Genomic DNA, 21,735 nt, shown 5'->3' on the forward strand with positions numbered 1-21,735 from the left:
TGCGCCGGGCCGCCCGGCGGTTCTTTGCCGTCCTGTTGGCAAAAGCTCGCTAGCCTGTCGATGCACGTCGATGGGAGTTGACCATGGATGACATCGATGCCGCCGAGGATTGGCTGGATTCCTGGGCGGGCCAAGTAAATACGCAAGCTGCGCGCGGCGTCGAGCTGTCGCGGCGGGTAGCAGCACTGACCGGTTCTGCGGAGGGTCACGGCGGCGCGATCCGGGTCGTCGTCGGGTCCGGCGGCCAGTTGGCGCGGCTCGAACTCGACGACCGGGTGCATGAGCTGTCGGGCCCTCGGCTGGCCGAGGAGATCATGACAGTGACACGGTGCGCGCAGGCGGCCCTCGCCCGTTTGGTGGCCGAGCAGGTCAGAGCGACGGTCGGCGTGGACTCCGAGACTGGGCAAGCGGTGATCGATTCGTTCGAGTCCCGGTTCGGCACGGTCCAGCGCGAGGCGGATCGATGAGTTCGGAAATGAGCTTTCCGGCCGAGGCGGTCTTGCAGCACGCCGACCTGGTCCGCGAAGCATCCGACGAGATGAAGCAGATCCGGGCGGCAATCGGCGAGATAGGCATGAGCAGCGCGGCGTACGGGCAGCTCTGCCAATTCCTGCCGACCCTGCTGACGCCGTTGTTCGGTAGCGCTGCGGGGGTCTTGAACGACGCGGTGGAAGCACTCGGGGAGACGGCGCTGAATCTGCGCACGACGGTTTCCCGCCTCACAGCGGCCGACAGCGCCGGCGCTCAGGATCTGCACCAGGCCGCAGGACCGAGCCTCGGTCAGCCATGATGACCCCGAATCCGCTGATCGCCCAGACTGCCACGTCGACCACCTGGTACACCGGGCTCGGCCTGGCAGAAGACGCCGCCCAGATCAGCAATGGGATCCAGAACGGCAGTTGGGTCGACAGCACGCTCGGCGGCGTCGGCGGTTCCTTGGACCTGCTCGGAACAGTGATCGACCCGCTCGGCTCGCTGGCCGCCTGGGGCATCGGCTGGCTGATGGAGCACCTGCAGCCCCTACGCGAGGCCCTGGACTGGCTGGCCGGCCAGCCCGACAAGATCAGCGCACATGCCGCCACGTGGCGCAACGTCGCCACGGCTGTGACCGCCACTCACCAGCGCTACGCCGACGCCGTCCGTGACCAGACGACCGGCTGGTCCGGCGCCTCCGGTGACGCCTACCGGCACCATGCGGCGCAGCAACTCGACGCCCTCGGCGGCATCGCGAAAGCCTCCGAAGGGATCTCATACGCCGTCGAGGGCGCCGGGCTGCTCGTCGGCCTGGTCCGTGGCATTGTCCGCGATCTGATCGCCCAGTTCGTAGCCACGCTCGCCACCCGTCTACCTCAATGGCTGGCCGAGGAAGGCCTGACCCTCGGCCTCGCTACCCCGGTGGTCATCAGCCAGGTGAGCGCCCTCGTCGCCACATGGGTCAACCGGATCCAAGGCTTCATTCGAGCACTGCTGAACAGCCTGCGGCGGCTCAACGGCAAACTCACCGAATTGACCCGCATACTCGACGAACTCAAAAACAAACTCGGCAAGCTCAGCCGCTCCGACCCGACGGCAACCGCCTCCGATGCAACCGCAGGAGTGCGCCAGACCGGCGGTGAGCTGCGACGCCCTCGCGGCGACATAGATTTCGAGGAGTACTGGGCCGATCATGCTTACGACACCTTCCGCGCCTCCGACGACGAACTGAGCCGCCATGATCTTTCCGGACAGGTGCACCAAATAGAATTGGTTCGCCTGGGAAAGGAATTGCATGCCTCGTCCGAAGAGAAGTTTCTCGCCGGAGTTCCGGCGAGAGGCTGTAAAACTCGTCATCGACGAGTCGCGTCCGATTGTTGATGTGGCTCGCGAATTGGGGGTCGGCGAGGGCACGTTGGGTAGCTGGGTAGCCAGACATCGCCGTGAGCATGTCGACGAGGAACCGGCCCTTTCGGTCAACGAGCGTGAACGGCTGCGGCAGCTGGAACGCGAGACGCGGGAATTGCGTATGGAGAATGAATTCCTGAAAAAAGCCGCGGCGTACTTCGCCCGGGATCATCGGTGAGCGACACGTTCGAGTTCATCGACGGCGAGTACGCAACATCACAGAAGAACAAAAATAGTTTGTCTCCATCTCTGACGAAGATGTGTTCCTGGCTGGACGTTTCCCGGTCCGGGTATTACGACTGGCGAAATAAGCCGGCCTCCGCGACCTCTCTGCGCCGCGAGGAATTGAAGACGTTCATTACTTATTTCTTCGAGGCGTCTGACGGCACCTACGGCTACCGCCGCATCCACGCGGACCTGGCCGCCCACGGCGTCGCCTGCGGCCTGGAGCTGGTTCGCGACCTGATGCGTGAGCTGGGCCTGCGGCCGTGCCAGCCTCGACCGTGGCGGCACAGCCTCACCGAGGCCGGCGACACGCCGCACCGCATTCCTGATCTGATGGGCCGTAATTTCACCACCGACCGCCCGGGGCGGAAAATGGTCGGTGATATCACGTATATTCCGACGTGGCAGGGCTGGCTTTTCCTGGCGACCGTGATCGACTGTTATACCCGGGAAGTCATCGGCTGGGCCATGGACGATCACTACCGCACGCCGCTCATCGAGGAAGCGGTCCAGATGGCGGCCAGGAACCACCGACTGGCCGATGACGCAATCTTCCATTCCGACCGCGGCAGCAATTACACCTCTGCCGATTACGGCGCCACTCTGAAAAATCTAAGGATTCGCCAATCCGTTGGCCGGACCGGCATCTGCTACGACAACGCGATGGCCGAGTCGTTCTTCGCAACGCTGAAGAACGAGCGGGTCCGCCGTACCGTTTACCCGACGCGGGAACACGCTCGCCGCGATATTGCCAGATACATCGAGCTCCGCTACAATTCCCGCAGACGCCACTCGCAACTCGGCTACAAAACGCCGCACCAGATCCGGTACGAGTTCGAGGATCAGCGACTCGCCGCGTGAATTAGGCCTAAATACGCCTGTCCGAAAAATCAGTGGCAGCTCAAACTTCCCGCCATCGCCGCGACCGCCCAGGAATACGGCTTCAGCCCCGATGACATCACGACCGTCAAGAATCACGTTTTCCGCGACGAACATCTACTCGACCTCTACGGAGATGAGATCGTCGCGCGCTTCGACGCCAACCCGCGCATGGCAGAGGCGTGGCAGCGGCTGGCCGCCGGCAATCCTCACCCGGCCGACATCGACTTGCTGCGGCACGAACGTTTCGAGGCGCAGTACATGGCCAGAACCGGCGACCCGAGCTACGGACGTGCGCATACCGCCACCATCGAGGCAGGATTTACCTGGGATCCTGAGGCCGCTGCCCGGGACGGGATCGGCTATCAGCGAAGTTACTAGGCGCTTTGTCAACGAAGGGGGACGCCGGCGATGACCGCCTCGATCGGGATCTGGGCACAGGGCGATCTGACCGGTGAGAGTGTGCTCTACCGGTGGGAAGCCAACGAACAGACCGGTTTCGTGACCTTCGAAGTACCGGCCCGAAGGATCCGTCCCGCGGATGACAGCGGTCAGCCGATCGGCGATCTTCTGTTCGACCCCGCGCAAGGTGAGCCGTCCGGCACCGCGGCTGGAGTAGACCGACGTCTGTTCAATCAGGTGGTCGTCGCCATCATGCGCGCATATCGACGCTCCGGGACTGCTCCTGCAACCGCGCACGCCTACTACTACTGAGACCACAGCGAAACCAGCAACCTGGACGCACCTGGACGGCTCGGAAAATGCGGTTCCACATCAATGAGGTATTCGATATTTCAGCGCGGGATGGCTTGATCGTCGTCGGGTCGATCCGCGATGGTGAGCTCGTCGGTGTCCCGCGCCTCCGGGATGACACCAGCGGAGACCTTGTCCACGTGCTCGGGGTCGATCACCTCACGCCGCGCACCCGGCGCACCGGCGAGACCATCCTGGTGGTCGATCGGGCAGACGCCGCATATGTCGAGGTGGGGCGCTCCTGGACCGTCGAAGAATAGATACGGTCACCTGGTTCTGAACAGCCAGGACGCCGGAGACGAGCGCGGGACCTGTCCGCGATCAGTTCTCGCAGCCGACCAGGGTGTCCTTCGGCGCCTTCTCGCAGTGGTCGCCGTAGGCGTCGTTGACGCCGCCGTTCAGCAGGTCGACGACGTTCTTGTCATAGTCGCCGCCGTCCAGGGAGTCGTCGCCGGCGTCGCCGTAGATCTTGTCCTTGCCTTCGCCGCCGACGATCCAGTCGTTGCCGGCGCCGCCGTGGATCACGTCGTTGCCGTCACCGCCCATCAGTGAGCCGTTCCCCGCGTTTCCGGTGATCCGGTCGTTGCCCGAGCCGCCGAAGAGTGCCTCGACGTCGGCACCGATGGTGTCGTGCTCACCGGCCTGCCCGTCGTCGCCCTTGACGCCGTCAGCGTCGATGGCTACCGCCTTGGTGTAGCCGGCGTAGCTGACCAGATCGGTGCCGGTTCCGCCGAGCAGGACATCCGCCGCCTTCGCCTGCTCCCAGTCGTCGCCGCTGAGGGAGTCGTTGCCGGCACCGCCGTCGAGACGATCGCGGCCCGGCCCGCCTTCGAGCATGTCGCCGCCCGTGTCACCGAAGAGCACGTCGGTGCCCTCCAATCCCCACAGCTGGTCGTCGCCGGTGCCACCGCGCAGGGTGTCATTGCCGGTCATGCCCCAGAGGGTGTCCATGCCGCCCCGGCCGTCAGCCCGGTCGTTCCCGCTCCCGGTCTGGATCGCGTCGCCCCGAGAGCCACCAGAGACCAGGTCGTTGCCGGTGCCGCTGAACGCGAACATCCGTACGTCGGAGTTGTTGACGATGATGTCGTTGCGGTCGTAGGTGTAGATCGTGACCCGGCCGGGTGCCTTCTTCGTGGTGCAGGTGACCTTGGTCTTGTCGCCCTTCACCCTCTTGCAGCCCTTACCGGCGTTGACCGCGACCTTGTCGTCGATCGTGATCGTGTTGCCGTTGCGCGTGATCACAACCTTGTTCTGCTTGCCGCTCGCCGCTTTGTACTGGACCTTCGTGCTGGATGTCACCGAGGCGACGCCGCCGGTTGCCGCCTGCGCGGGCGAGGCGATCGTCCCGGCCGTAGCCACCGTGAGAAGGCCGATTCCGACAGTCGCCAGCCGGGTGATGCGGGGCATGGTGATCCTTTCAGGGCGTGACTCAGTGCTGGAACGGTACCGTTCCGACGCATCGAAGGAAAGATCTACATCATGTGGTACGAGCGCCCGCACCGCCGAAGGGCAGGAGAGCGCATCCCCTGGGCATAGCCCATTGGGCAGCTTGTGAGCCCGATTCACGCGGACCTACGGTCGGTGCGTCTCCGGGAGCCCAAAAATGGGGGTGGGTCATGCCCGTACGTCCGAATGCCGGCGAATCGGCGGTGGCACCGTCGTGAGCACCACGGAAGATGCAGCGACCGCGGTCGTCTGGGACGGCCAGGCCCGGATCCGTCGCCTGGCCGCCACGATCGCGCTCGGCGAGACGGCCGGTGTGCTGGTGCCCGTGGTGGTGATCGCTTTGATGGCTCGGATCAGTGCCGAGGCGATGTACGTGCGGTCGCTGTACGTACCGCTGGCCCTGCTCTTCGCCGCCGTTCAGGTGGGTTTCGACGTCAGCAACCAGGTCGCGGCGTCGGTGAGCCGCGGGGCGGGCCGGCCACAGGACGTCCTGCCGGTCGCCGCCAGCATGGCCCGTGTCGGCGCGGCTGTCTGGGGGGCCGTCAGCCTCGCGCTCATCGTGGCGGCGCCCTGGCTCGCGGCGCTGCTCAACGTCCCGGATGCCTCGGTCGGTGACTTCGTCGCCTTCACCCGTTGGGCCTGCCTGGCCAACCTGATCTTCTTCCCGACCGTGTTGCTCTCGTCGAGCCTGCGCGGCTACGGCCGGCCGGGTTCCGCGGCTGCCGTGGTGTTGACCGGCGCGGTCCTGGAGGTGGGCGGGGTCACGGTTCTCGGCTTCGGCACCGATCTGGGGGTGTACGCGCTTCCGGTCGCGATCGCGATCGGCGGCGTGGCCGCGCTGGCCGTCGGCGTGGTGCAGGTGTACCGCTGCGGGCTCTGGACGGCGAGCGGACCACTGGTCTGGCGTCCGGAGGCGATCGGGCGGCTGACCGGGACCGGGCTGCCGGTCACGGCGTCGTTCGTGGTGATGGCGGTCGCGAACGCGGGCCTGCTGTGGGCGCTCAGCCCGTTCGGGCCACACGTGGTGTCCGGATACTCGGCCGCCGGCGCACTGCAGAACCTGCTGATCGTGCCCGCCTCGGCGCTCGGCTCGGCGACCGCGATCGTGCTGAACCAGCTGCGGGGTGCGGGACGGCCCGGCGACGGCCCGGCGGCATTCGGATCCGGACTACGACTGACCGCCGCGGTGTACGCGGTGCTGGCCGCCGCGATCTGGTTGTGCCGGGAGCCCTTGGCCACGGCACTGACCGGTGACCCGGTGGTGGCGTCGGAGACCGGACGGTTCCTGGGGATCGTCGGGCTGACCTACCTCGGTCTGGGCTTGAACGTGATGACGTTGCTGCTTCTCGAACAGGTCGGCGGCGGCCTGATCGCACTGCTGCTGAACGTGCCCTACTTCGGCGGCATGGTGGTGGTCGGCAGCGCGCTGGCCCGGACCCAGCAGGATCCGTCGGCGCTGTACTGGACGATCGCGGTGCTCAACGCCTGCGGCATGCTGCTCGTCCCGCTGTTGACCTGGCGGCACGTCCGCCGGATCAGCCGGGTGGACACCTGATGACCCGTCCGGGATGGCAGGCGCGGGACGTGCGCCTCAGCGTGACGATCATGCATCACCCGGCCCGGGACGTAGACCTGGAAGCCATCGTCGAGGCATGCCGGCCGCTGTCCGCGCGCGTGGTGTACGACCCGGACCCCGACGCCGCGCGGAGCCCGTTACGGACCGCGAAGGTCGCCTGGGCCTCGATCGCCGAGGGTGCCACCCATCACCTCGTGCTGCAGGACGACGCCCGGCTCTGTGACGGCTTCGCCGCGCACGTGGTCGCCGCGATCGCGTCCCGTCCGGCACACGGCATCGCCCTGTACACCGACTGGAGCAGCCCGCAGAACAGTTACCTGTCCCGGCTGGCCGCGGTCGCCGGTTCGCCGTGGGCGCCACTGTCACCGATGGAATGGACGCCCGCGCTGTCGTTCCTGCTGCCGGCCGGCGTCGCCGCGGACCTGGCCGGCTATCTGGCGCCGATCCCGGACGAGGTCACCGACGACGACCAGATGATCTCCCGGTACTGCCGGGAACGTGGAGTACCCCTGCTGGCATCGGTGCCTCATCTGGTCGACAACCGCGGCCTGCCGACACTGATCGACGGGCACGGCGGGCGGCACCATGCCACGGTGTGGGCGCCACCGGTGCCGTCCGCTACGCACTGGGACGTCGACCCCCGGATCGACGGGGCCCTGGCGTCACGGTCTCGCTATCGGTCCCACGACGAGTACGTCGTACGGGTCAAGGACTCTCGCTGCCTGATCCGCCTGCTCCGGCCGGATACCGGCGAGCCCGGCGGCAACGAGTTCTGCTGGTACTGGGAGGACTGGTGCGACCTGGTCGGGGTCAGTCCGGACGAGGTGACCACAGCGTTTGTGGCACACCTGGACGACCTGCCGGGCCCGCCGCCTGCGGCACGGGCCGCTCTGGAGATCTGGGCCGCCGGATACCTGCTCGGCCTGGGTGCCGCAGCGGTACGCCGTGACCTGCCCGTCCCGCTCGCCCCGGCGGTCCCCGCACGGATCCGGGCCGCGGTGTCGTCCTGGGTGGACTCCGGACTGACCGGCCCGCACGGTACGGCGCTCGGCACCAGCGACCGTACGGCCATGATCGACCTCGGCGCGGCGGCGGTCACCCTCAGCCTGCACCGCCGGAGCCCGAATCCCTTCGTCGCGGCCGGTGTTCCGGCTGACGCCCGTGGAGAGGACACCCGACGTTGACGACACTTGCCACGACACCTGGCCCGGCCCTGGACAGCATGGTCGAACGGATGGCGCGCCGTGAGGTGGCGGCGCACTTTCTCATCCCAGCCGATCAGCCGCCGGGGGTGATCCGCCCGCCCGCGCCCCCGATGGCGGTCAGGATCATGTCCTGTCCGGACTGCGGCGCCGACGCGGACCGGTTCCAGTCCGCGGGCATCGCGCTGCCCTTCGCCGAGTGGCGGATCGTCGCGGCGGACGACCCGGACACCGGCGGCTTGCCCACCCTGGCCGTCCTCGGCTGCGAGTGGTTCGCACCGCGGGCGATGCTGCCGGTGGCGATCGCGATCGAGCGCTTCGGCCCGGTGGCGGCGACCACGTTCCGCAGCCGCGCCGTGGCGGTCACCGAGCTGGGCGAGCTGCCGTTCGACGCCGTGCTCGCTGCCCTCGACGAGCAGGAGAGCTGGGCCGACGCTCTGCTCACCGGTGACGTCCTGCCTGCACAACCGGCGCGGACCGTACCGGCCGCCAGCCGGCTGGTCAGCCCGGCCACCACCTGGGCCGCCTACCGCACCTCGGTCACCGCCCGATTCCTCGGCCCGCACGCGTCCGACGCGGATCAGGGCCGGTGGAACGAGGTCTACCTGGTGAACCGTCGGGACGCCGCGGTCCGGACGCTGGAGGGCTACGCGTCATGTCCGGCCTGATCGACGCCGTGCGCTGGCAGCCCGCGTCCTTCACCGGCTCCCGGACGATCACCCAGCACCTGACGTGGGGCCAGATGCTCGTGGAACGGGACATCCGGCGGATGCCGCCGGGCACCGCCTACAACGTCACGGTGCCGGTGCTGATCCCCGAGGGGGTGGACCTGGCCATGGTGTGTGCCGCTGTCGGTGCGCTGGCCGGCCGCTTCGAGGCGCTGCGAACCCGGTTTCCACGACGGGACGGCCGGCTGGTCCAGGAGGTGCTCGACAGCGGCAGCATCCCGGTCGGCGTCTTCTCCGGTGACGGCCCGGCCGAACAGTTCGCGGCGGCCGCCCGGAACCTGGACGTACAGCTCGAGGCGACGCCGTTCGACCACGAACGGGATCTGCCGATGCGGGTGCTGGTCTGCGTGCACCGAGGTGTGCCCCGGGCGCTGGTGCTCTGCATCGCCCACCTGGTGGCCGATCTGCAGAGCAGCCGCCTGGCCGCGCGGGTGCTCGCCGAGATGCTGGCCTGCCGGGCGGCGGGCCGTCCAGACCCGGAGACTCCCGAATCGGTTCATCCCGCGGACCTCGCCGTCTTCGAGCGTTCCCCTCGGGGCCGGACGGTCAGCGACGCCGCCGTGGCCCACCTGCGCCGGCAGCTGAACGCGGTCCCGCTCGACAATTTCGCCGCGATCCGGCCGGTGACCCCGGCCGAGCCCCGGTTCTGGCGCGGTGTCCTGGACTCGCCGGTCTCGGCGCCGATGCTGGGCCTGCTCGCCGACCGGTACCGCACCAGCACGGCCACGATCGCGTTCGCGGTGACCGCGGCCCTGCTGGGCGTGGTCGCCGAAACCGACCGGTGCGGTCTGCTCCTGGTCACCGGCAACCGCACCACGGCACCACAACGGGCCTCGGTAGGCACCCTGACCCAGCACATGCCGGCGGTCGTCGACCTGACCGGACCGGCCTTCTCCGACCTGGTCCGGCGCTGCTGGAGCACGGCCGTACGGACCTTCCGGCACGGCCGGTTCGACCCGGTGGACGGCTGGGCGGTGCTGGCCGAGGTCAGCCGGGAACGCGGCGCCGAGCCGGAGATCCGGTGCTTCTTCAACGACATGCGCGGGGCGCCGGAGACACCGCCGGCCGCCGGACCCCTCGACCGTGACGTGGTGGAGCGGGCCCTCGCCGAGCCGGGCTTCCGGTGGACCGACCGCCGGGCGGCCGGTTCGTCGTTCTTCATGGAGGTCGGCGACGTGCTCGACGCACCGGGACAGCTGCGCTGGACGCTGCTCGCGGACACCACTCTGCTCCCCCCGGATCTCCTGCGTACGGTCCTGACCGGAGTGGATCGGCTGCTGCTGCGCCTGCTCGACACCGATCTGCTCCTCTCCGAGGTAGGCGAGGCCGCCGGTCTGCACCGCGGCACGGTGGCCTCGCACTGATCGCATCCGACCGGCCGGGGCGGGGCAGCGGACGCTGCCCCGCCCCGGTTTTTCATCGCTGGGTGGTGGCCGCCAACTCCGGCTCCGGGTCGGGGGTGACCGGAGCGGAGGGGACCAGCGGCCGGCCACCCAGGAAACGGGGCGCCCACCACGCGGCGCGCCCGAGAATCGCCATCGTCGCCGGGACCAGCAGCATCCGGACGATCACCGCATCGATCACGACAGCCAGCACCAGGCCCAGACCGACCTCCTTGATCGGGGCGAAGCCCCCGGTCATGAACCCGGCGAAGGTGACCGCCAGGAGCAGGGCGGCGGCCGTCACGATGCCACCGCTGCGCTGCAGACCCTCCTGGACGGCCTGGTCCGGGGCCACGCCGGCGAACCGCCGCTCGCGGATCCGGGAGAGGACGAAGACCTCGTAGTCGGTGGAGAGGCCGAACGCGATCGCCGCGACCACCACCGGCACGGTCAGGTCGATGCCGTCGAGCCGCTCACCGCCGAGCAGGCCGACCAGGTGCCCCTCCTGGAACACCCAGACCACGACACCGAGCGCGGCGAACAGGCTCAGCAGGTTGGTCAGGACGGCCTTCAACGGGATCAGCACTGACCGGGTGAAAGCCAGCAGCAGGATGAAGGTGGCCAGCAACACGATGCCACCGGCGAGCGGGAGGCGGTCCCGCAGCTGCTGCTGGTAGTCGACCAGACGGGCGGCATCCCCGGTGACCTGCACCGTGAAGGGTGCGTCCAGATCGCGGATGTCGCGGACCGCCCGGGCGGTGCCCGGATCGCTCGTCGGGTTCTTCGGGGTGGCCTGCAGGACGGTCAGCCCGCCGCCGCTGCGCCCCAGGTTCACCGCTGACACACCGGGCACCGCGGCGACCCGCTGCCGGAACTCCGCCAGTTCGGGGCTGTCGGCCGAGGCCCGGGTCACGATCGTGATCGCGCTCGGGCCGGCCAGTGCCGGGAAGTGCTCACGCAGCTGCTCGGTGAGCCGGCGGGTGGCGCTGTCGGCGGGCAACGATTTCGGGTTGCTGGTGTCCAGCCGCAGGTTGGTCGCCGACAGACCGGCGAAGATCAGGCCCGCGAGCACCACCACCAGGGTCAGCACCGGCATCTTCTGCACACCTCGGGCGACCGCGGCGAACGAGCGGCCGCGCTCCTTCCGTCCCCGGGCCGGCTTGATCTTGTTGCGCAGCATCTGGAGCAGCGCGGGGAGCAGGGTGATGGCGGCGAGCATGTCGATCAGCACCACGGCGGCGCCGGCCACGCCGATCGACCGCAGGAACGGATCGGCGAAGACCACCAGACTTCCCAGGCTGACCGCGACGGTCAGCCCGGAGAAGACGATCGTCCGGCCGGCCCGCTCGGAGGCCCGTACGAGCGCCTCCGCCGGGTCCTCGGTCACTGCCCGTTCCTCCCGGAACCGGCTGACCATCAGCAACGCGTAGTCGACCCCGAGACCGATGGCGAGCATCGTGGTGACCTGGATCGAGTAGATCGACACGTCGGTGAAGAAGCTCATCACCAGCAGCGTGGTGAAAGTACCGCCGACGCCGACCAGCGCGATCAGCAGCGGCAGCCCGGCGGCGACCAGCGACATGAAGACCAGCAGGAGCAACAGCAGCAGCAACGGCGCGGAGATGATCTCAGCCCGCCGGGTGTCCGAGGTGGCCTGGTTGTTGAACTCGCGGTCGGTGAGCGGCCCGCCGGAAACCACCACGGTCGCCCCGTCGATGGATGTCAGCTGCTTCTGCACCTTGTCGGCCAGCAGATCGCCCTGGTGCGCCAGTTCCACGTTCACCAGGACGGCCGCACCGTCGGTGGCGGCCGGAGCCTCGGGGCCGAACGGGTCGGTCACGTTCAGCACGCCGTCGATGGCGCGCAGCCCGGTGAGCGCGGTGGAGACCTTGCCGCGGAAGGCGGGGTCGGTGGCCGAGCCACCGGAGATCACCGCATTGATCACAGGTGGCGCCAGCTTGGCGTCACCCATCGCCTTGGCGCCCTGCTGCGACTCACTCCCGGCGATGGCGCCCACGGTGGTGGTCATCCGGGCGAAGACGCCGTTGCCGACGGTAAATCCGGCCGCCGCGATCACCAGCCAGATGACGAGCACGACGGCGGGACGCCGGCGGGCGAAACGGGTAACGACACGGATCATTACAAAGCTCCTCAGGACCGAAAGATCGATGTGATCTCATCCTGGTGAAGCGGGCTCTCCAGCGAATCGCCGACGAGAGCGAAATCCGTTCTCCCCCGCGTGGGGGAGACGACTCAGTCCAGGTCCTCACCGGGACTGATCAGGCCGGCCTCATACGAGAACACCACCGCCTGCACCCGGTCCCGCAGGCCGAGCTTGGAGAGCACGTTGCTGACATGGGTCTTGACGGTGTGGTCGCTCACCGTCATCCGGACGGCGATCTCGGCATTGGACAGGCCGCGGGCGATCAGACGCAGGGTCTCCCGTTCCCGGCCGGTCAGCTCGTCCAGCAGGGCCGGCGGCCGGATCGCACCCTGCGGACGGCGCAGCAGGTCGGCGATCACCCGCCGGGTCACCGTCGGGGCGAGCAGCGCTTCCCCCTTGGCGATCACCCGGACCGCCTCGACCAGCTCGGCCCGGCGCATGGTCTTGAGAAGGAAGCCGTTCGCACCGGCACGCAACGCGTCGTGCACGTGCTCATCGACGTCGAACGTGGTGAGGATGAGCACCCGGGCGTCGGTGGTGGCGCAGATCCGCCGAGTGGCCTCGATACCGTCGATCGGGCCGTCCATCCGGATGTCCATGACCACCACGTCCGGTTTCTTCTCGGCCACGACCCGCAGGGCCTCCAGGCCGTCCGCCGCCTCGCCCACCACCGTCAGGTCCGGCTCCGCGTCGAGGATCATGGCGAAGCCACCCCGAACCAGATCCTGGTCGTCGACGACCACGATGCGCACCATGGGCGCCGCTCCTCGATCCGTAGCAACTCACTCGGTGGGCAGGACGGCGTTCACCATGAAGCCACGGCCATCGGGACCCGATCCGATGTTCAGCTCACCGCCACAGGCGGTGATCCGTTCCCGCATGCCCATCATCCCGTATCCCCCTCCGGCGTCCACCGCCCCGACACCGTCATCGGTCACCGTGACCAGGATGTCGTGCGGGGTGAACTCGATCAGCACGTCCACCATCGACGCCCGCGCGTGCCGGATGGTGTTGGTGAGCGCTTCCTGCACCACCCGGAAGACCGTGGCATCCACGTCGGAGGGCAGGGGCCGCTGCTGCCCGCGCCAGCGCAACGCCGCTTCCAGACCGCCCCAGCGCGCCTCACCGAGCAGTTGCGGCACGTCACCCACCCCGTGCGCCGGGCTTGGCGGCTCATCGCTCTCCGCCGAACGCAGGGCGGCCAGCGACCGCCTGAGCTGGGAGATCGCGGCCCGGCCGCTCTCCGCTATGACCTCGAAGGTCTTCTCGACCCGCGCCGGGTCGGTACGCGCCACCACCGGACCGGCCTCCGCCTGGACCACCATGATCGCGACCGTGTGCGCCACGATGTCGTGCACCTCGCGGGCGATCCGGTTGCGGTCCCGCGCGGCGGCGGTGGCCCGTTCCTCCTCCTGCCGGGCGGCGCGTTCCTCCAGCACGGCGATCCGGTCGCCGCGACCCCGGGAGGCGATACCCATGCTGTACGCCGCCACGTAGGCCATCCCCACGTACCCGAAGGTGGCCGGGTCCTCCCCCGGGACCACCAGCGAGACGACCACCCCCACGGCCTGCACTCCGATGGCGATCTGCCGCCAGGGTGACGGGCTGAGCGACGCGAACGTGTACGTCGCCACGAGCGGCCCGAACGGCAGCGGCGGCAGCTGGTGCGACAGCCCGAGGATGCTGATCGCCAGGCCCACAGTCACCGTGGTGAGCAGCGGGGCCCGCCGGCGCCAGAACAGCGGCAGCGACGCGCCGGCGGCGACCAGTATGTGCCAGAACTTCCCATCTTGGGAGAACGTCACCGGCAGGGCGGTGCCGACGAACACCGCCACGGCGATCACCCCGTCCAGCCAGAGCGTGGCGTTGCGGGGCAACCGTTCGACCCGCAGTCGCGATCGGACGACGGCCGGAACGGGCGTGGACAACGGCACGAGCAGCTCCTCGACGGGCGGAGGGCCCCCAGTATGCCGCGCGAGGGGCGTCCGGTCGGGCCCGCGTAGAGCCTGCCTTCATCGATGTCCTGTTTAGGACATCGAGGTGGAGACCGGGACGAGCGGATCGGTTGGATGGGGTTCTGTCGCATAGAGAAGGAGGCACCACGTGGGCGCAGTCCGCGTAGCCATCGCCGGGGTCGGCAACTGTGCCGCGTCGCTGGTGCAAGGCGTCGAGTACTACCGGGACGCGAGGACGACCGACACCGTTCCCGGCCTCATGCACGTCAATTTCGGCGACTACCACGTCGGCGACATCGAGTTCGTCGCAGCTTTCGACGTGGACGCGAAGAAGGTGGGCCAGGACCTGTCCGAGGCCATCGTCGCCAGCGGCAACAACACCATCAAGATCTGCGACGTTCCCCCGTCCGGGGTCGTCGTACGGCGTGGCCCGACGATGGACGGTCTCGGCGAGTACTACCGGGAGATGATCGAGGAGTCCGACGAGCAGGCCGTCGACGTGGTTCGTACGCTGCGCGAGTCCGGGGCCGACGTCCTGGTGTCGTACCTGCCGGTGGGGTCGGAGGACGCCGACCGGTTCTATGCGAGGTGCGCGATGGAGGCGGGCGTCGGGTTCGTCAACGCGCTGCCGGTGTTCATCGCCTCGGATCCGGTGTGGGCGGCCCGGTTCACCGAGGCCGGCGTGCCGATCGTCGGCGACGACATCAAGTCGCAGGTGGGCGCCACCATCACCCACCGGGTGCTGGCGAAGCTCTTCGAGGACCGCGGCGTCCGGCTGGAGCGCACCTACCAGCTCAACTTCGGCGGCAACATGGACTTCATGAACATGCTGGAGCGCAAGCGCCTGGCCTCGAAGAAGCTTTCCAAGACCCGGGCCGTGACCTCGCAGGTGCCCCGGGAGATGGCCGCCAGCGACGTGCACATCGGTCCCAGCGACTACGTGCCGTTCCTGGAGGACCGCAAGTACGCGCTGGTGCGCCTGGAGGGCCGGGCGTTCGGCGACGTGCCCCTGCAACTGGAGTACAAGCTCGAGCTGTGGGACTCTCCCAACTCGGCCGGCGTGATCATCGACGCGGTCCGGGCTGCCAAGATCGCCATGGACCGGGGGATCGGCGGCCCGCTCCTCTCCGCCTCCTCGTACTTCATGAAGTCACCGCCCGAGCAGTACGACGACGCCACCGCCAGGGACGCCGTCGAACGCTTCATCCGCGGTGAGATCGAACGCTGATCGGCAGGTCACGGGGGGAGCCGGAGTCCGGCTCCCCCCGTCGTCGTCTGTCACGGCGCCCGCTGGAGATCATGGTGGAACTCGCGGTGGTGGCAGGGCGCGGGCTCCGTTCCGGCCAGCGCCACGGCACCGCAGTAGGGGCCGTCAACGGGCAGGTCCCGGACGAAATAGGCGCCGGGAAGCCGGCCGGACGGATCACAGACCACGGCCCCGTCCGCCGTACCGGTGACCGGAAGCCGTAGCCCGAGCGCCAGCCGCGCGCCGGCGGCCTTGACACATGCCTCCTTGCGGGTCCACAACCGCAGGTACGTGCGGTAGGCACCGGTGCCCGCCGCCGCGACCCGGGCGGCCTCCGCGGGGGCGAAGAAACGTGCGGCCATCCGCCGCGGGTCCAGCCCGGGCCGGGGATGGTCGAGGTCCACGCCGACCGGCCGGCCGGCGATCGCGATCAGTGCCCGGTCGCCGGCGTGCGCCAGGCTGAAGTGCAATGACCCGCCGGGCAGGTACGGCCGACCCTGCGGACTACGGCGCAGCGGCAGCGCAGTGGGCCCCAGCTGGAGGCGCTCGGCGAGGATCCCGTTCAGCGCGGCGTGTGCGGCGACGAAGCGGCGGCGACCGTCCGGGTCGCCGAAGGTGGCGGCACGCCGCAGCTCACCAGGGGTGAGCCAGCGGGCGGCGTCGACGTCCCGGTCCACGTGGACGGTCCAGACGTCGACGCCGTCCGGCTCAGTCACGGCCGATTTTGCCCTGGACGAGACCCTGGAAGGTGTTGAGTCGCTGGATGTTGCCGGTGCCCTCCATGAATTCCACACCACGGGCGTCGCGGATCAGCTTGTCCAGCATCGGCTGGGTCAGCCGTGCGCCCGGACCGAAGTACTCCAGCGCCTCCAGCGTCACCTCCTCGGCCAGCCGGGCCGCCCGCGCCTTCGCCGCCGACGCCAGGTGGCCGTTGGCCGGTTGGGCGTCCACGATCGCGGCGGCCTGCCAGATGAGCTGCCGCACTCCGTCGATCCGTCGGCCGGTCCGCTCCCAGCGCAGCCGTTCGGCCTTGGACAGCGAACTGCGCTGCTCGGCGACGTAGTCGTGCGCCGACCGGGCGATGCCCAGGGCGATCGCCGCCACGCCCGGACGTAGCCGGTTGAACATCTGCACGCCGCTCCACACCCCCCGCCGGGTGGGGCTGAGATGGCGACCGAGTACCCGGGCGGCCGGGACCGGCACGCCGTCCAGGGTGATCGCGCTGAGCTGGGCGCCGCGCAGACCGATCGTCGGGATCGGCTCGGCCTTGAAGCCGGGCGCACCAGTGTCGACGAGTACCGCGGTGGCGCCGAGCGGGCCAGGCCGGTCCCGGGCGAAGACGACGCCGACCTGAGCCCTGGCGCCGTTGCCGATGTAGCGTTTGGCACCGCGCAGCAGCAGGCCCCCCTCACCGTCCGGATCCAGCGCGGTACCCATCGCACCCGCGTCCGATCCGTGATCAGGTTCGGTCAGCGCGAAGAAGGTCCAGGTTGGCGCGGCCAGCAGCCGGCCGTAGAACCACTCCTTCTGCTCCTGGTCGGCGAGCAGATCGATGAGCACTCCGGACAGCGAGGCGCCGGGAGACGCGAGCAACATGCCGGCGTCCCCGGCGGCGATCTCCTCGGCGAACACCACCCGTTCCATGGCGGTCATACCGTCGAACCGGTATCCGCCGATGAGCGTCCGGTCCGGCAGCCACCGCTCCGGGATGAGCATGCGGGACAGGTGCCGTACGGCGGGGTTGTCCAGGCACCGGTACACGGTGTCCGGATCGCGGTCCAGTTCCAGTGCCGTCCCGCGCAGATCGCGCGCCCAGTCCCGGGCGTGCACCCGAGCGGTGCCGAGCCGGTCGTCCAGTTCGATCACGGTACCCACCCCTCTCCACCGATCCAGGCGTCGGCGAGCAACTCCGACGCGTTGACCACCGCGCCCGGCCCGTCCGCGGTGAACCCGCTCGCGCCGAGCAGACGCAGCAGCATCCGGTCGGTCATGGTGATCTGCCGGTGCAGGGCAACCAGGGATTCGGCCGGCGGTGGCGTACCGGTCAGTTGGATCTTGATCTCGATCTGCTCGGTGACCGCGTCCGCCAGGGCACCCTTGATCAGTTGCTGCAGCAGCAGCGGGGTGTCGCCGACGCGGCGGTCGCCGAGGTGGGCGACCGTGGCATCGAGCAGCGCCTCGGACAGTCCGAGCCGGAGCCCGGCCAACCGGGCCAGCCAGTCAGACCAGGGTGCCGGCACCCCGGCCGGACCCGGTGCGCCCCGGTAGCGGACCGCGGCGAGCGGGCCGTCCGGTGTCTCGACCCTGCCGAGCCGTTCGACGGCGGCCGGGTCGAGCACGGCGACCGTACCCGCGGTCCACACCCCGATGACGTCGTGCAGCGCCGGTTCGGGCAGCACGCAGCAGCCGGACGGGCCGCACGGCAGGACCCGCTCCGGCAGCGTGTCGTGCATCGTGGTGAGCGTTGCGGTCAGCCCGTGGGCCCGGGCTGCCCGCCGGGCCTGGTCGGCGTTCATGACCGCACCTCCGGCTCGGTACCGGCGAAGACCGCGACGCAGAGGGTGCCCGACACCGGGTCGTGGTCCGCCACCGCGATCGGACCCGCGGTATCCGCCCGGCGCTGGGCGAACTCGGCCCAGACGCCGGCCGCCCCCAGATCCGGCGCCGGGACCGACGGGCGTGCGGCGGTCATACCCCGCCCGGTGATCAGAACGGCGTCCGCCGGTACCAACTCGTCCAGCAACGCCCCGGCCGCCGCGGGTGTCACGTCCGGGCACTGGTGCACGCTGACCCCGTCGGAGCCGGCCGGTTCGAGCAGCACCGCCACCCCGATGTCGTGTCCGGGCACCGGGTAGCGGGCCCCGGTCACCTCGTACGACATCGTCGTCTGCTCCAGGACCAGCAGCAACGCCCGGCAGCCCGGGAAGTCGCCGGAGTAGGTCCCCAGCAGCCGCAGGGCGGTGAACGGCGCCACCGGCCCCTGGTCGGACACCGCGAAGGCGAGAGGATCACCGTGGAGCAGCTCGTTGAGGTAGCAGGCGGTGACCCGGCGCGGGTCGGCGTCCGGGGTGGAGTGCGCGATGACGACCAGATCCACCGGCACCGCGAGGTCGAGGTCACGCACCAGCCGGTCCGCCATCGTGGTGAAGGAGTTCCGGCTGGCGGCCGCGTGCCGATCCCGGTCGAACCGGCGGCCGTACAGCTCGGTCATGTCCGAGAGGTATTCCTCGAGCAGCGGATCGTCCCGGTACGGCTCCGGGTCGGGGCCGAACCGGCGGGCGATCACCTGAACCGGCCGGAGCCGGCCCGTACGAGCCGGCGCCGGCGAGGCGATGGACAGGAACATCGCCGGTCAGGCCAGACCCTGTTCGAGGACATAGTCGGCGAGGGTGCCGACCGACTCGAAGTGGTGCTGCTCCAGCGTGTCCGAGTCGATCATGATGTCCAGCCGGTCCTCGAGGTGCATGAGCAGTTCGAGGACGTTCGTGGAGTCCAGGCCGAGCTCGTCCATCAGCCGGGTCTGTTCGGTGACCTGTACCGAGTCACGGTTCAGCACGGCGACGACAGCGTCGATCACGTGGTCGACGACCGCGGCGCGGTCGACGGTGGCTTCCGAAGCCATGGTCATGGTGGTCCTCCTGTGTGCCGGTCGGAATGGGTGGTCAGCCGAGGATCTGCGTCCTGAGCAGGTCCTCGACGGTGTCGCGGCGGCGAACCAGGCGGGCTTGGCCGCCGTCCACCAGCACCTCGGCCGGGTGGCCGTGGCTGAGGAAGAGCACCGGTGAGGCGCTCGGGCCGTACGCGCCGGAGCGCAGCACACCGACCAGGTCCCCCGGCTGCAGTTCGGGCAGTTCCACGTTGCGTCCGACGGTGTCGTTCGGGGTGCACAGCGGGCCGGTGACGTTCCACGGGCCGGGGTCCGTACCGGCCCGGTTGAGCAGCCGCATCGGGAAGTTGCGTTTGACGAACGACCCGATGCCGACGGCCGCCATGTGATGGTTGGTGCCGCCGTCGGTCACCGCGAAACGCTCCTGCATCGACGTCTTCACGTACCGCACCCGGGTGACGTAGGTGCCGCACGGTGCGGCCAGGTACCGGCCGAGCTCCAGCAGCAACCGGGCACCGGGGTGCGCGGCGTGGAACGCCTCGACCACCGGGTTGAGCAGGCCACAGACCGCGGCCGGGTCGAGGTCCGGTTCCCCGGTGAAGTAGCCGACGCCGAGGCCGCCGCCCACGTCGACGGCCTCCAGGACGAAGTCCAGCCGCTCGGCGAGCCGCTCGGCCAGGTCGATGATGCGACGGGCGTTCTCGGCGATCACCTCGGGGTCGAGGATCCGGGTGCCCATGTAGGCGTGCACCCCCAGGACCCGTACCCCAGGATGGTTCTTGACCAGGTCGGCCTCGTCGAAGAGCTGCTGTTCGTCGATCCCGAACTGACGCGGCTTGCCGCCCATGGTGAGGCCGGAGCCCTTGATCGCGAAGCTCGGATTGATCCGCAACATCACCGGGGCGATACCGCCCCGCTCCCGGGCCAGCTCGTCGATCATCGCCAGTTCCCCGAACGACTCGCAGACCAGGGCGAAGATGCCCTCCGCCAGGCACGCCTCGAGTTCGGCGCGGCTCTTGCCGGGGCCCAGGAAGATGATGTCGCCCGGAGCCACCCCGGCGGCCAGCGCGGTACGCAGCTCCACCATGGACGACACCTCGGCGCGGGCACCCAGGGAACCGAGCAGTGCACAGACGGCTACGTTCGGGTTGGCCTTCAGCGAGTAGAACATCTCCATCGCCGGATGCAGCCGCTCGCGCAGGTCCTGGTACTGCCCGCGCAGGCTGTCACCGTCGTACACGTAGAACGGCGTGCCGAACCGCTCGGCCAGTTCGGACATCGGCACACCCTGGATCACCACTTCGCCGGTCACCGTCGTACTCCTTCCGTCACGGCCGCCAGGCGGTCCGCGATCTCGCTGTCCATCGCCATCAGTTCGCCGGCCGTCGGCGCGATCAGGAAGCCGTACAGGCGGCCCTCGGCCGGGCCCGTGCCCGCTCGCACCAGGGCGTTCACGGTCGAGAAGTTCTGCACCACCATCCCGGCCTCGCCGGCGCCGCTGAGCAGCAACGGCCCGAGCGCGTCGCGCACCTCGCCGAAGCGCATCGGCTGCACCACGCGCAACGGGTACTGCCGGGCCAGTGCGCTCCACCCGGCCGGCACCAGGTGCTCCTGGAGCCCGATCTGGTAGGTCGACATGTTGCTGCGCGCGTTGATCTCCACAACCGGGTAGACCCCGCCCTCCGGATCGAGCATCGCGTCCACCCCGACCACCCCGAGGTAGCCGTCCTGGGCCAGCCGGGCGCCGAGCACCGCGGCGCTCTGCCGCACGATCGCGAGCTGCCGCGAGGTCAGCCCGGCGGGCATCCGGTGCCCCTTGTGTACGCCACCGGCGGTGACCGCCTCCTTGACGAAGTCGAAGTGCACCCCGCCGTCGCGGAACACGGTGAACTGGTAGTTGAGATCGATGGTCTTGTCGACCCACTCCTCGACCAGCAGCGCCAGCCGGTGATCGCCGGAACGGTCGGCCCGGCGGTGCAGCTTCCGGTGGATCTGGCCCAGGCGTGCCTCGTCCTGGATCACCAGCAGGCCCTTGCCGGACACCCCGTACGAGTCCTTGAGCACCACCGTTCGCCCGGCCGCGAGCAGCTCCCGCGCGTGTTCCACGGCCTCGTCCAGCTCTTCGACGGTCTCGCAGGTCCAGCCCACGGACTGGCGCAACCCCAACTCGGTGGCGATCCGCCGGCTGTAGATCTTGCCGTTCACCGCCTTGCAGACGGCAGCCGGCGACCCGGCCAGCGCCACCCCGGTACGCGCGGCGAGCGCTTCCTCGTCCACCGAGACCCCGTGCGGGACGAGCGCGGCCACCCCGGCCAGGGCGGACAACCGGGCGAGCAGAGCCGGGCTGTCCAGCGCGTCCTGGGTCACCGTGTGGTGCGGGTCCTGCCGGTCGGTGATCAGCAGATGCGGCAGGGCCAGCCCGAGCGCCTCCAGGTAGGCCAGGTGCTCCGGGTCCGGCCGGTCCTTGAGCACCACGTAGTCGTCCGGGCCGGCGAGCAGCAGGGCGAACTCGTCCATCCGGTTCACCATCGCGTCGCCGGCGGTCAGCGCGATGCGGGGCAGGCCGAGCTCGTCACCTCCCCACCGCTGCTCCACCTCGAAGTTGCCGAGAAATACCAGTGGAGTCCGGGCGGTGCCCAGCAGAGCCGTCCGCAGCCGTCGGACGAAGGGTTCCCGTGTCGTCGTCATAAC

Annotated in this window: 23 protein-coding genes; 12 read left to right on the forward strand and 11 right to left on the reverse strand. The window is 69.5% G+C overall.

The window, feature by feature from the left end:
* Window positions 1-83 precede the first annotated feature (83 nt).
* The 7 genes from Apa02nite_RS25020 to Apa02nite_RS25050 all read left to right on the forward strand — a co-directional run bounded on the left by Apa02nite_RS25020 (window position 84) and on the right by Apa02nite_RS25050 (window position 3,998).
* Entirely contained in the window at window positions 84-467 is a 384-nt protein-coding gene (locus Apa02nite_RS25020) for a YbaB/EbfC family nucleoid-associated protein (RefSeq protein ID WP_203827146.1), read from the forward strand.
* Window positions 464-790 carry a hypothetical protein gene (locus tag Apa02nite_RS25025; protein ID WP_203827147.1) on the forward strand — a complete coding sequence of 109 codons (327 nt, stop codon included), beginning with the start codon at window positions 464-466 and terminating at the stop codon, window positions 788-790. The genes Apa02nite_RS25020 and Apa02nite_RS25025 overlap by 4 nt, the downstream gene beginning before the upstream one ends.
* The gene (locus Apa02nite_RS25030; protein WP_203827148.1) at window positions 787-1,854 is read left to right on the forward strand and encodes a WXG100 family type VII secretion target; all 1,068 of its coding nucleotides are present in this window, start codon (window positions 787-789) and stop codon (window positions 1,852-1,854) included. Before Apa02nite_RS25025 ends, Apa02nite_RS25030 begins: the two co-directional genes overlap by 4 nt.
* Window positions 1,769-2,967, forward strand: a protein-coding gene (locus Apa02nite_RS25035; protein ID WP_203827149.1) for an IS3 family transposase whose coding sequence is annotated in 2 segments (ribosomal slippage) — window positions 1,769-2,033 and window positions 2,033-2,967 — 1,200 coding nt in all. Because the reading frame shifts where the segments join, the coding sequence is not laid out codon by codon here. The genes Apa02nite_RS25030 and Apa02nite_RS25035 overlap by 86 nt, the downstream gene beginning before the upstream one ends.
* Window positions 2,968-3,156: 189 nt before the next feature.
* Window positions 3,157-3,366, forward strand: a complete 210-nt coding sequence (locus Apa02nite_RS25040) for a hypothetical protein (RefSeq protein ID WP_203827150.1) — start codon at window positions 3,157-3,159, stop codon at window positions 3,364-3,366.
* Window positions 3,367-3,396: 30 nt separating this feature from the next.
* Window positions 3,397-3,699, forward strand: coding sequence for a hypothetical protein (locus Apa02nite_RS25045; RefSeq protein ID WP_203827151.1), 303 nt, complete (start codon window positions 3,397-3,399; stop codon window positions 3,697-3,699).
* A gap of 47 nt (window positions 3,700-3,746) precedes the next feature.
* Window positions 3,747-3,998, forward strand: a complete 252-nt coding sequence (locus Apa02nite_RS25050) for a hypothetical protein (RefSeq protein ID WP_203827152.1) — start codon at window positions 3,747-3,749, stop codon at window positions 3,996-3,998.
* Between the two features lie 61 nt (window positions 3,999-4,059).
* Here the strand turns inward: Apa02nite_RS25050 and Apa02nite_RS25055 are convergent, their stop codons facing one another.
* A complete protein-coding gene (locus Apa02nite_RS25055) occupies window positions 4,060-5,145 on the reverse strand; it encodes a calcium-binding protein (protein ID WP_203827153.1) in 1,086 nt (361 codons plus the stop codon).
* 253 nt (window positions 5,146-5,398) lie between these two features.
* On the opposite strand from Apa02nite_RS25055, the gene Apa02nite_RS25060 reads away from it, so the two are divergent.
* The 4 genes from Apa02nite_RS25060 to Apa02nite_RS25075 are packed head-to-tail and all read left to right on the forward strand — an operon-like array spanning window position 5,399 to window position 10,054.
* Entirely contained in the window at window positions 5,399-6,739 is a 1,341-nt protein-coding gene (locus Apa02nite_RS25060) for an MATE family efflux transporter (protein ID WP_203827154.1), read from the forward strand.
* Window positions 6,739-7,944: a hypothetical protein gene (locus Apa02nite_RS25065; RefSeq protein ID WP_203827155.1), complete on the forward strand. Its 1,206-nt coding sequence runs from the start codon at window positions 6,739-6,741 to the stop codon at window positions 7,942-7,944. The genes Apa02nite_RS25060 and Apa02nite_RS25065 overlap by 1 nt, the downstream gene beginning before the upstream one ends.
* Window positions 7,941-8,630 (forward strand): hypothetical protein, encoded by a 690-nt coding sequence (locus Apa02nite_RS25070; protein WP_203827156.1) that lies wholly within the window; start codon window positions 7,941-7,943, stop codon window positions 8,628-8,630. The genes Apa02nite_RS25065 and Apa02nite_RS25070 overlap by 4 nt, the downstream gene beginning before the upstream one ends.
* The gene (locus tag Apa02nite_RS25075; RefSeq protein ID WP_203827157.1) at window positions 8,618-10,054 is read left to right on the forward strand and encodes a condensation domain-containing protein; all 1,437 of its coding nucleotides are present in this window, start codon (window positions 8,618-8,620) and stop codon (window positions 10,052-10,054) included. Before Apa02nite_RS25070 ends, Apa02nite_RS25075 begins: the two co-directional genes overlap by 13 nt.
* Window positions 10,055-10,106: 52 nt before the next feature.
* Here Apa02nite_RS25075 and Apa02nite_RS25080 read toward each other — a convergent pair whose 3' ends face one another.
* The 3 genes from Apa02nite_RS25080 to Apa02nite_RS25090 all read right to left on the reverse strand — a co-directional run bounded on the left by Apa02nite_RS25080 (window position 10,107) and on the right by Apa02nite_RS25090 (window position 14,170).
* Complete coding sequence (locus Apa02nite_RS25080) at window positions 10,107-12,212, reverse strand: MMPL family transporter (RefSeq protein ID WP_203827158.1); 2,106 nt, start codon at window positions 12,210-12,212, stop codon at window positions 10,107-10,109.
* Window positions 12,213-12,325: 113 nt separating this feature from the next.
* On the reverse strand, window positions 12,326-12,991 hold the full coding sequence (locus Apa02nite_RS25085; RefSeq protein ID WP_067691745.1) for a response regulator: 666 nt from the start codon (window positions 12,989-12,991) through the stop codon (window positions 12,326-12,328).
* A 27-nt stretch (window positions 12,992-13,018) separates the two neighbouring features.
* Entirely contained in the window at window positions 13,019-14,170 is a 1,152-nt protein-coding gene (locus Apa02nite_RS25090; protein WP_203827159.1) for a sensor histidine kinase, read from the reverse strand.
* A 169-nt stretch (window positions 14,171-14,339) separates the two neighbouring features.
* Between Apa02nite_RS25090 and Apa02nite_RS25095 the strand changes: the two genes are divergently transcribed.
* Window positions 14,340-15,419 carry an inositol-3-phosphate synthase gene (locus Apa02nite_RS25095; RefSeq protein WP_203827160.1) on the forward strand — a complete coding sequence of 360 codons (1,080 nt, stop codon included), beginning with the start codon at window positions 14,340-14,342 and terminating at the stop codon, window positions 15,417-15,419.
* A 50-nt stretch (window positions 15,420-15,469) separates the two neighbouring features.
* On the opposite strand, the gene Apa02nite_RS25100 is transcribed toward Apa02nite_RS25095, so the two are convergent.
* The 7 genes from Apa02nite_RS25100 to Apa02nite_RS25130 are packed head-to-tail and all read right to left on the reverse strand — an operon-like array spanning window position 15,470 to window position 21,732.
* Window positions 15,470-16,153 carry a 4'-phosphopantetheinyl transferase family protein gene (locus Apa02nite_RS25100; RefSeq protein WP_203827161.1) on the reverse strand — a complete coding sequence of 228 codons (684 nt, stop codon included), beginning with the start codon at window positions 16,151-16,153 and terminating at the stop codon, window positions 15,470-15,472.
* On the reverse strand, window positions 16,146-17,303 hold the full coding sequence (locus Apa02nite_RS25105; RefSeq protein ID WP_067691818.1) for an acyl-CoA dehydrogenase family protein: 1,158 nt from the start codon (window positions 17,301-17,303) through the stop codon (window positions 16,146-16,148). The genes Apa02nite_RS25100 and Apa02nite_RS25105 overlap by 8 nt, the downstream gene beginning before the upstream one ends.
* Window positions 17,300-17,953, reverse strand: coding sequence for an acyl-CoA dehydrogenase family protein (locus Apa02nite_RS25110; RefSeq protein WP_203827162.1), 654 nt, complete (start codon window positions 17,951-17,953; stop codon window positions 17,300-17,302). Before Apa02nite_RS25110 ends, Apa02nite_RS25105 begins: the two co-directional genes overlap by 4 nt.
* Window positions 17,950-18,783: a hypothetical protein gene (locus tag Apa02nite_RS25115; protein WP_203827163.1), complete on the reverse strand. Its 834-nt coding sequence runs from the start codon at window positions 18,781-18,783 to the stop codon at window positions 17,950-17,952. Before Apa02nite_RS25115 ends, Apa02nite_RS25110 begins: the two co-directional genes overlap by 4 nt.
* Before the next feature lie 6 nt (window positions 18,784-18,789).
* Window positions 18,790-19,065, reverse strand: coding sequence for an acyl carrier protein (locus tag Apa02nite_RS25120; protein ID WP_232344180.1), 276 nt, complete (start codon window positions 19,063-19,065; stop codon window positions 18,790-18,792).
* Window positions 19,066-19,099: 34 nt separating this feature from the next.
* The gene (gene lysA / locus Apa02nite_RS25125; RefSeq protein WP_239164554.1) at window positions 19,100-20,356 is read right to left on the reverse strand and encodes a diaminopimelate decarboxylase; all 1,257 of its coding nucleotides are present in this window, start codon (window positions 20,354-20,356) and stop codon (window positions 19,100-19,102) included.
* Window positions 20,353-21,732, reverse strand: a complete 1,380-nt coding sequence (locus Apa02nite_RS25130; protein WP_203827164.1) for a preATP grasp domain-containing protein — start codon at window positions 21,730-21,732, stop codon at window positions 20,353-20,355. Before Apa02nite_RS25130 ends, lysA begins: the two co-directional genes overlap by 4 nt.
* Between the last annotated feature and the right edge of the window lie 3 nt (window positions 21,733-21,735).

It is taken from the genome of Actinoplanes palleronii (assembly GCF_016862315.1).
Taxonomy (GTDB): Bacteria; Actinomycetota; Actinomycetes; order Mycobacteriales; family Micromonosporaceae; genus Actinoplanes; species Actinoplanes palleronii.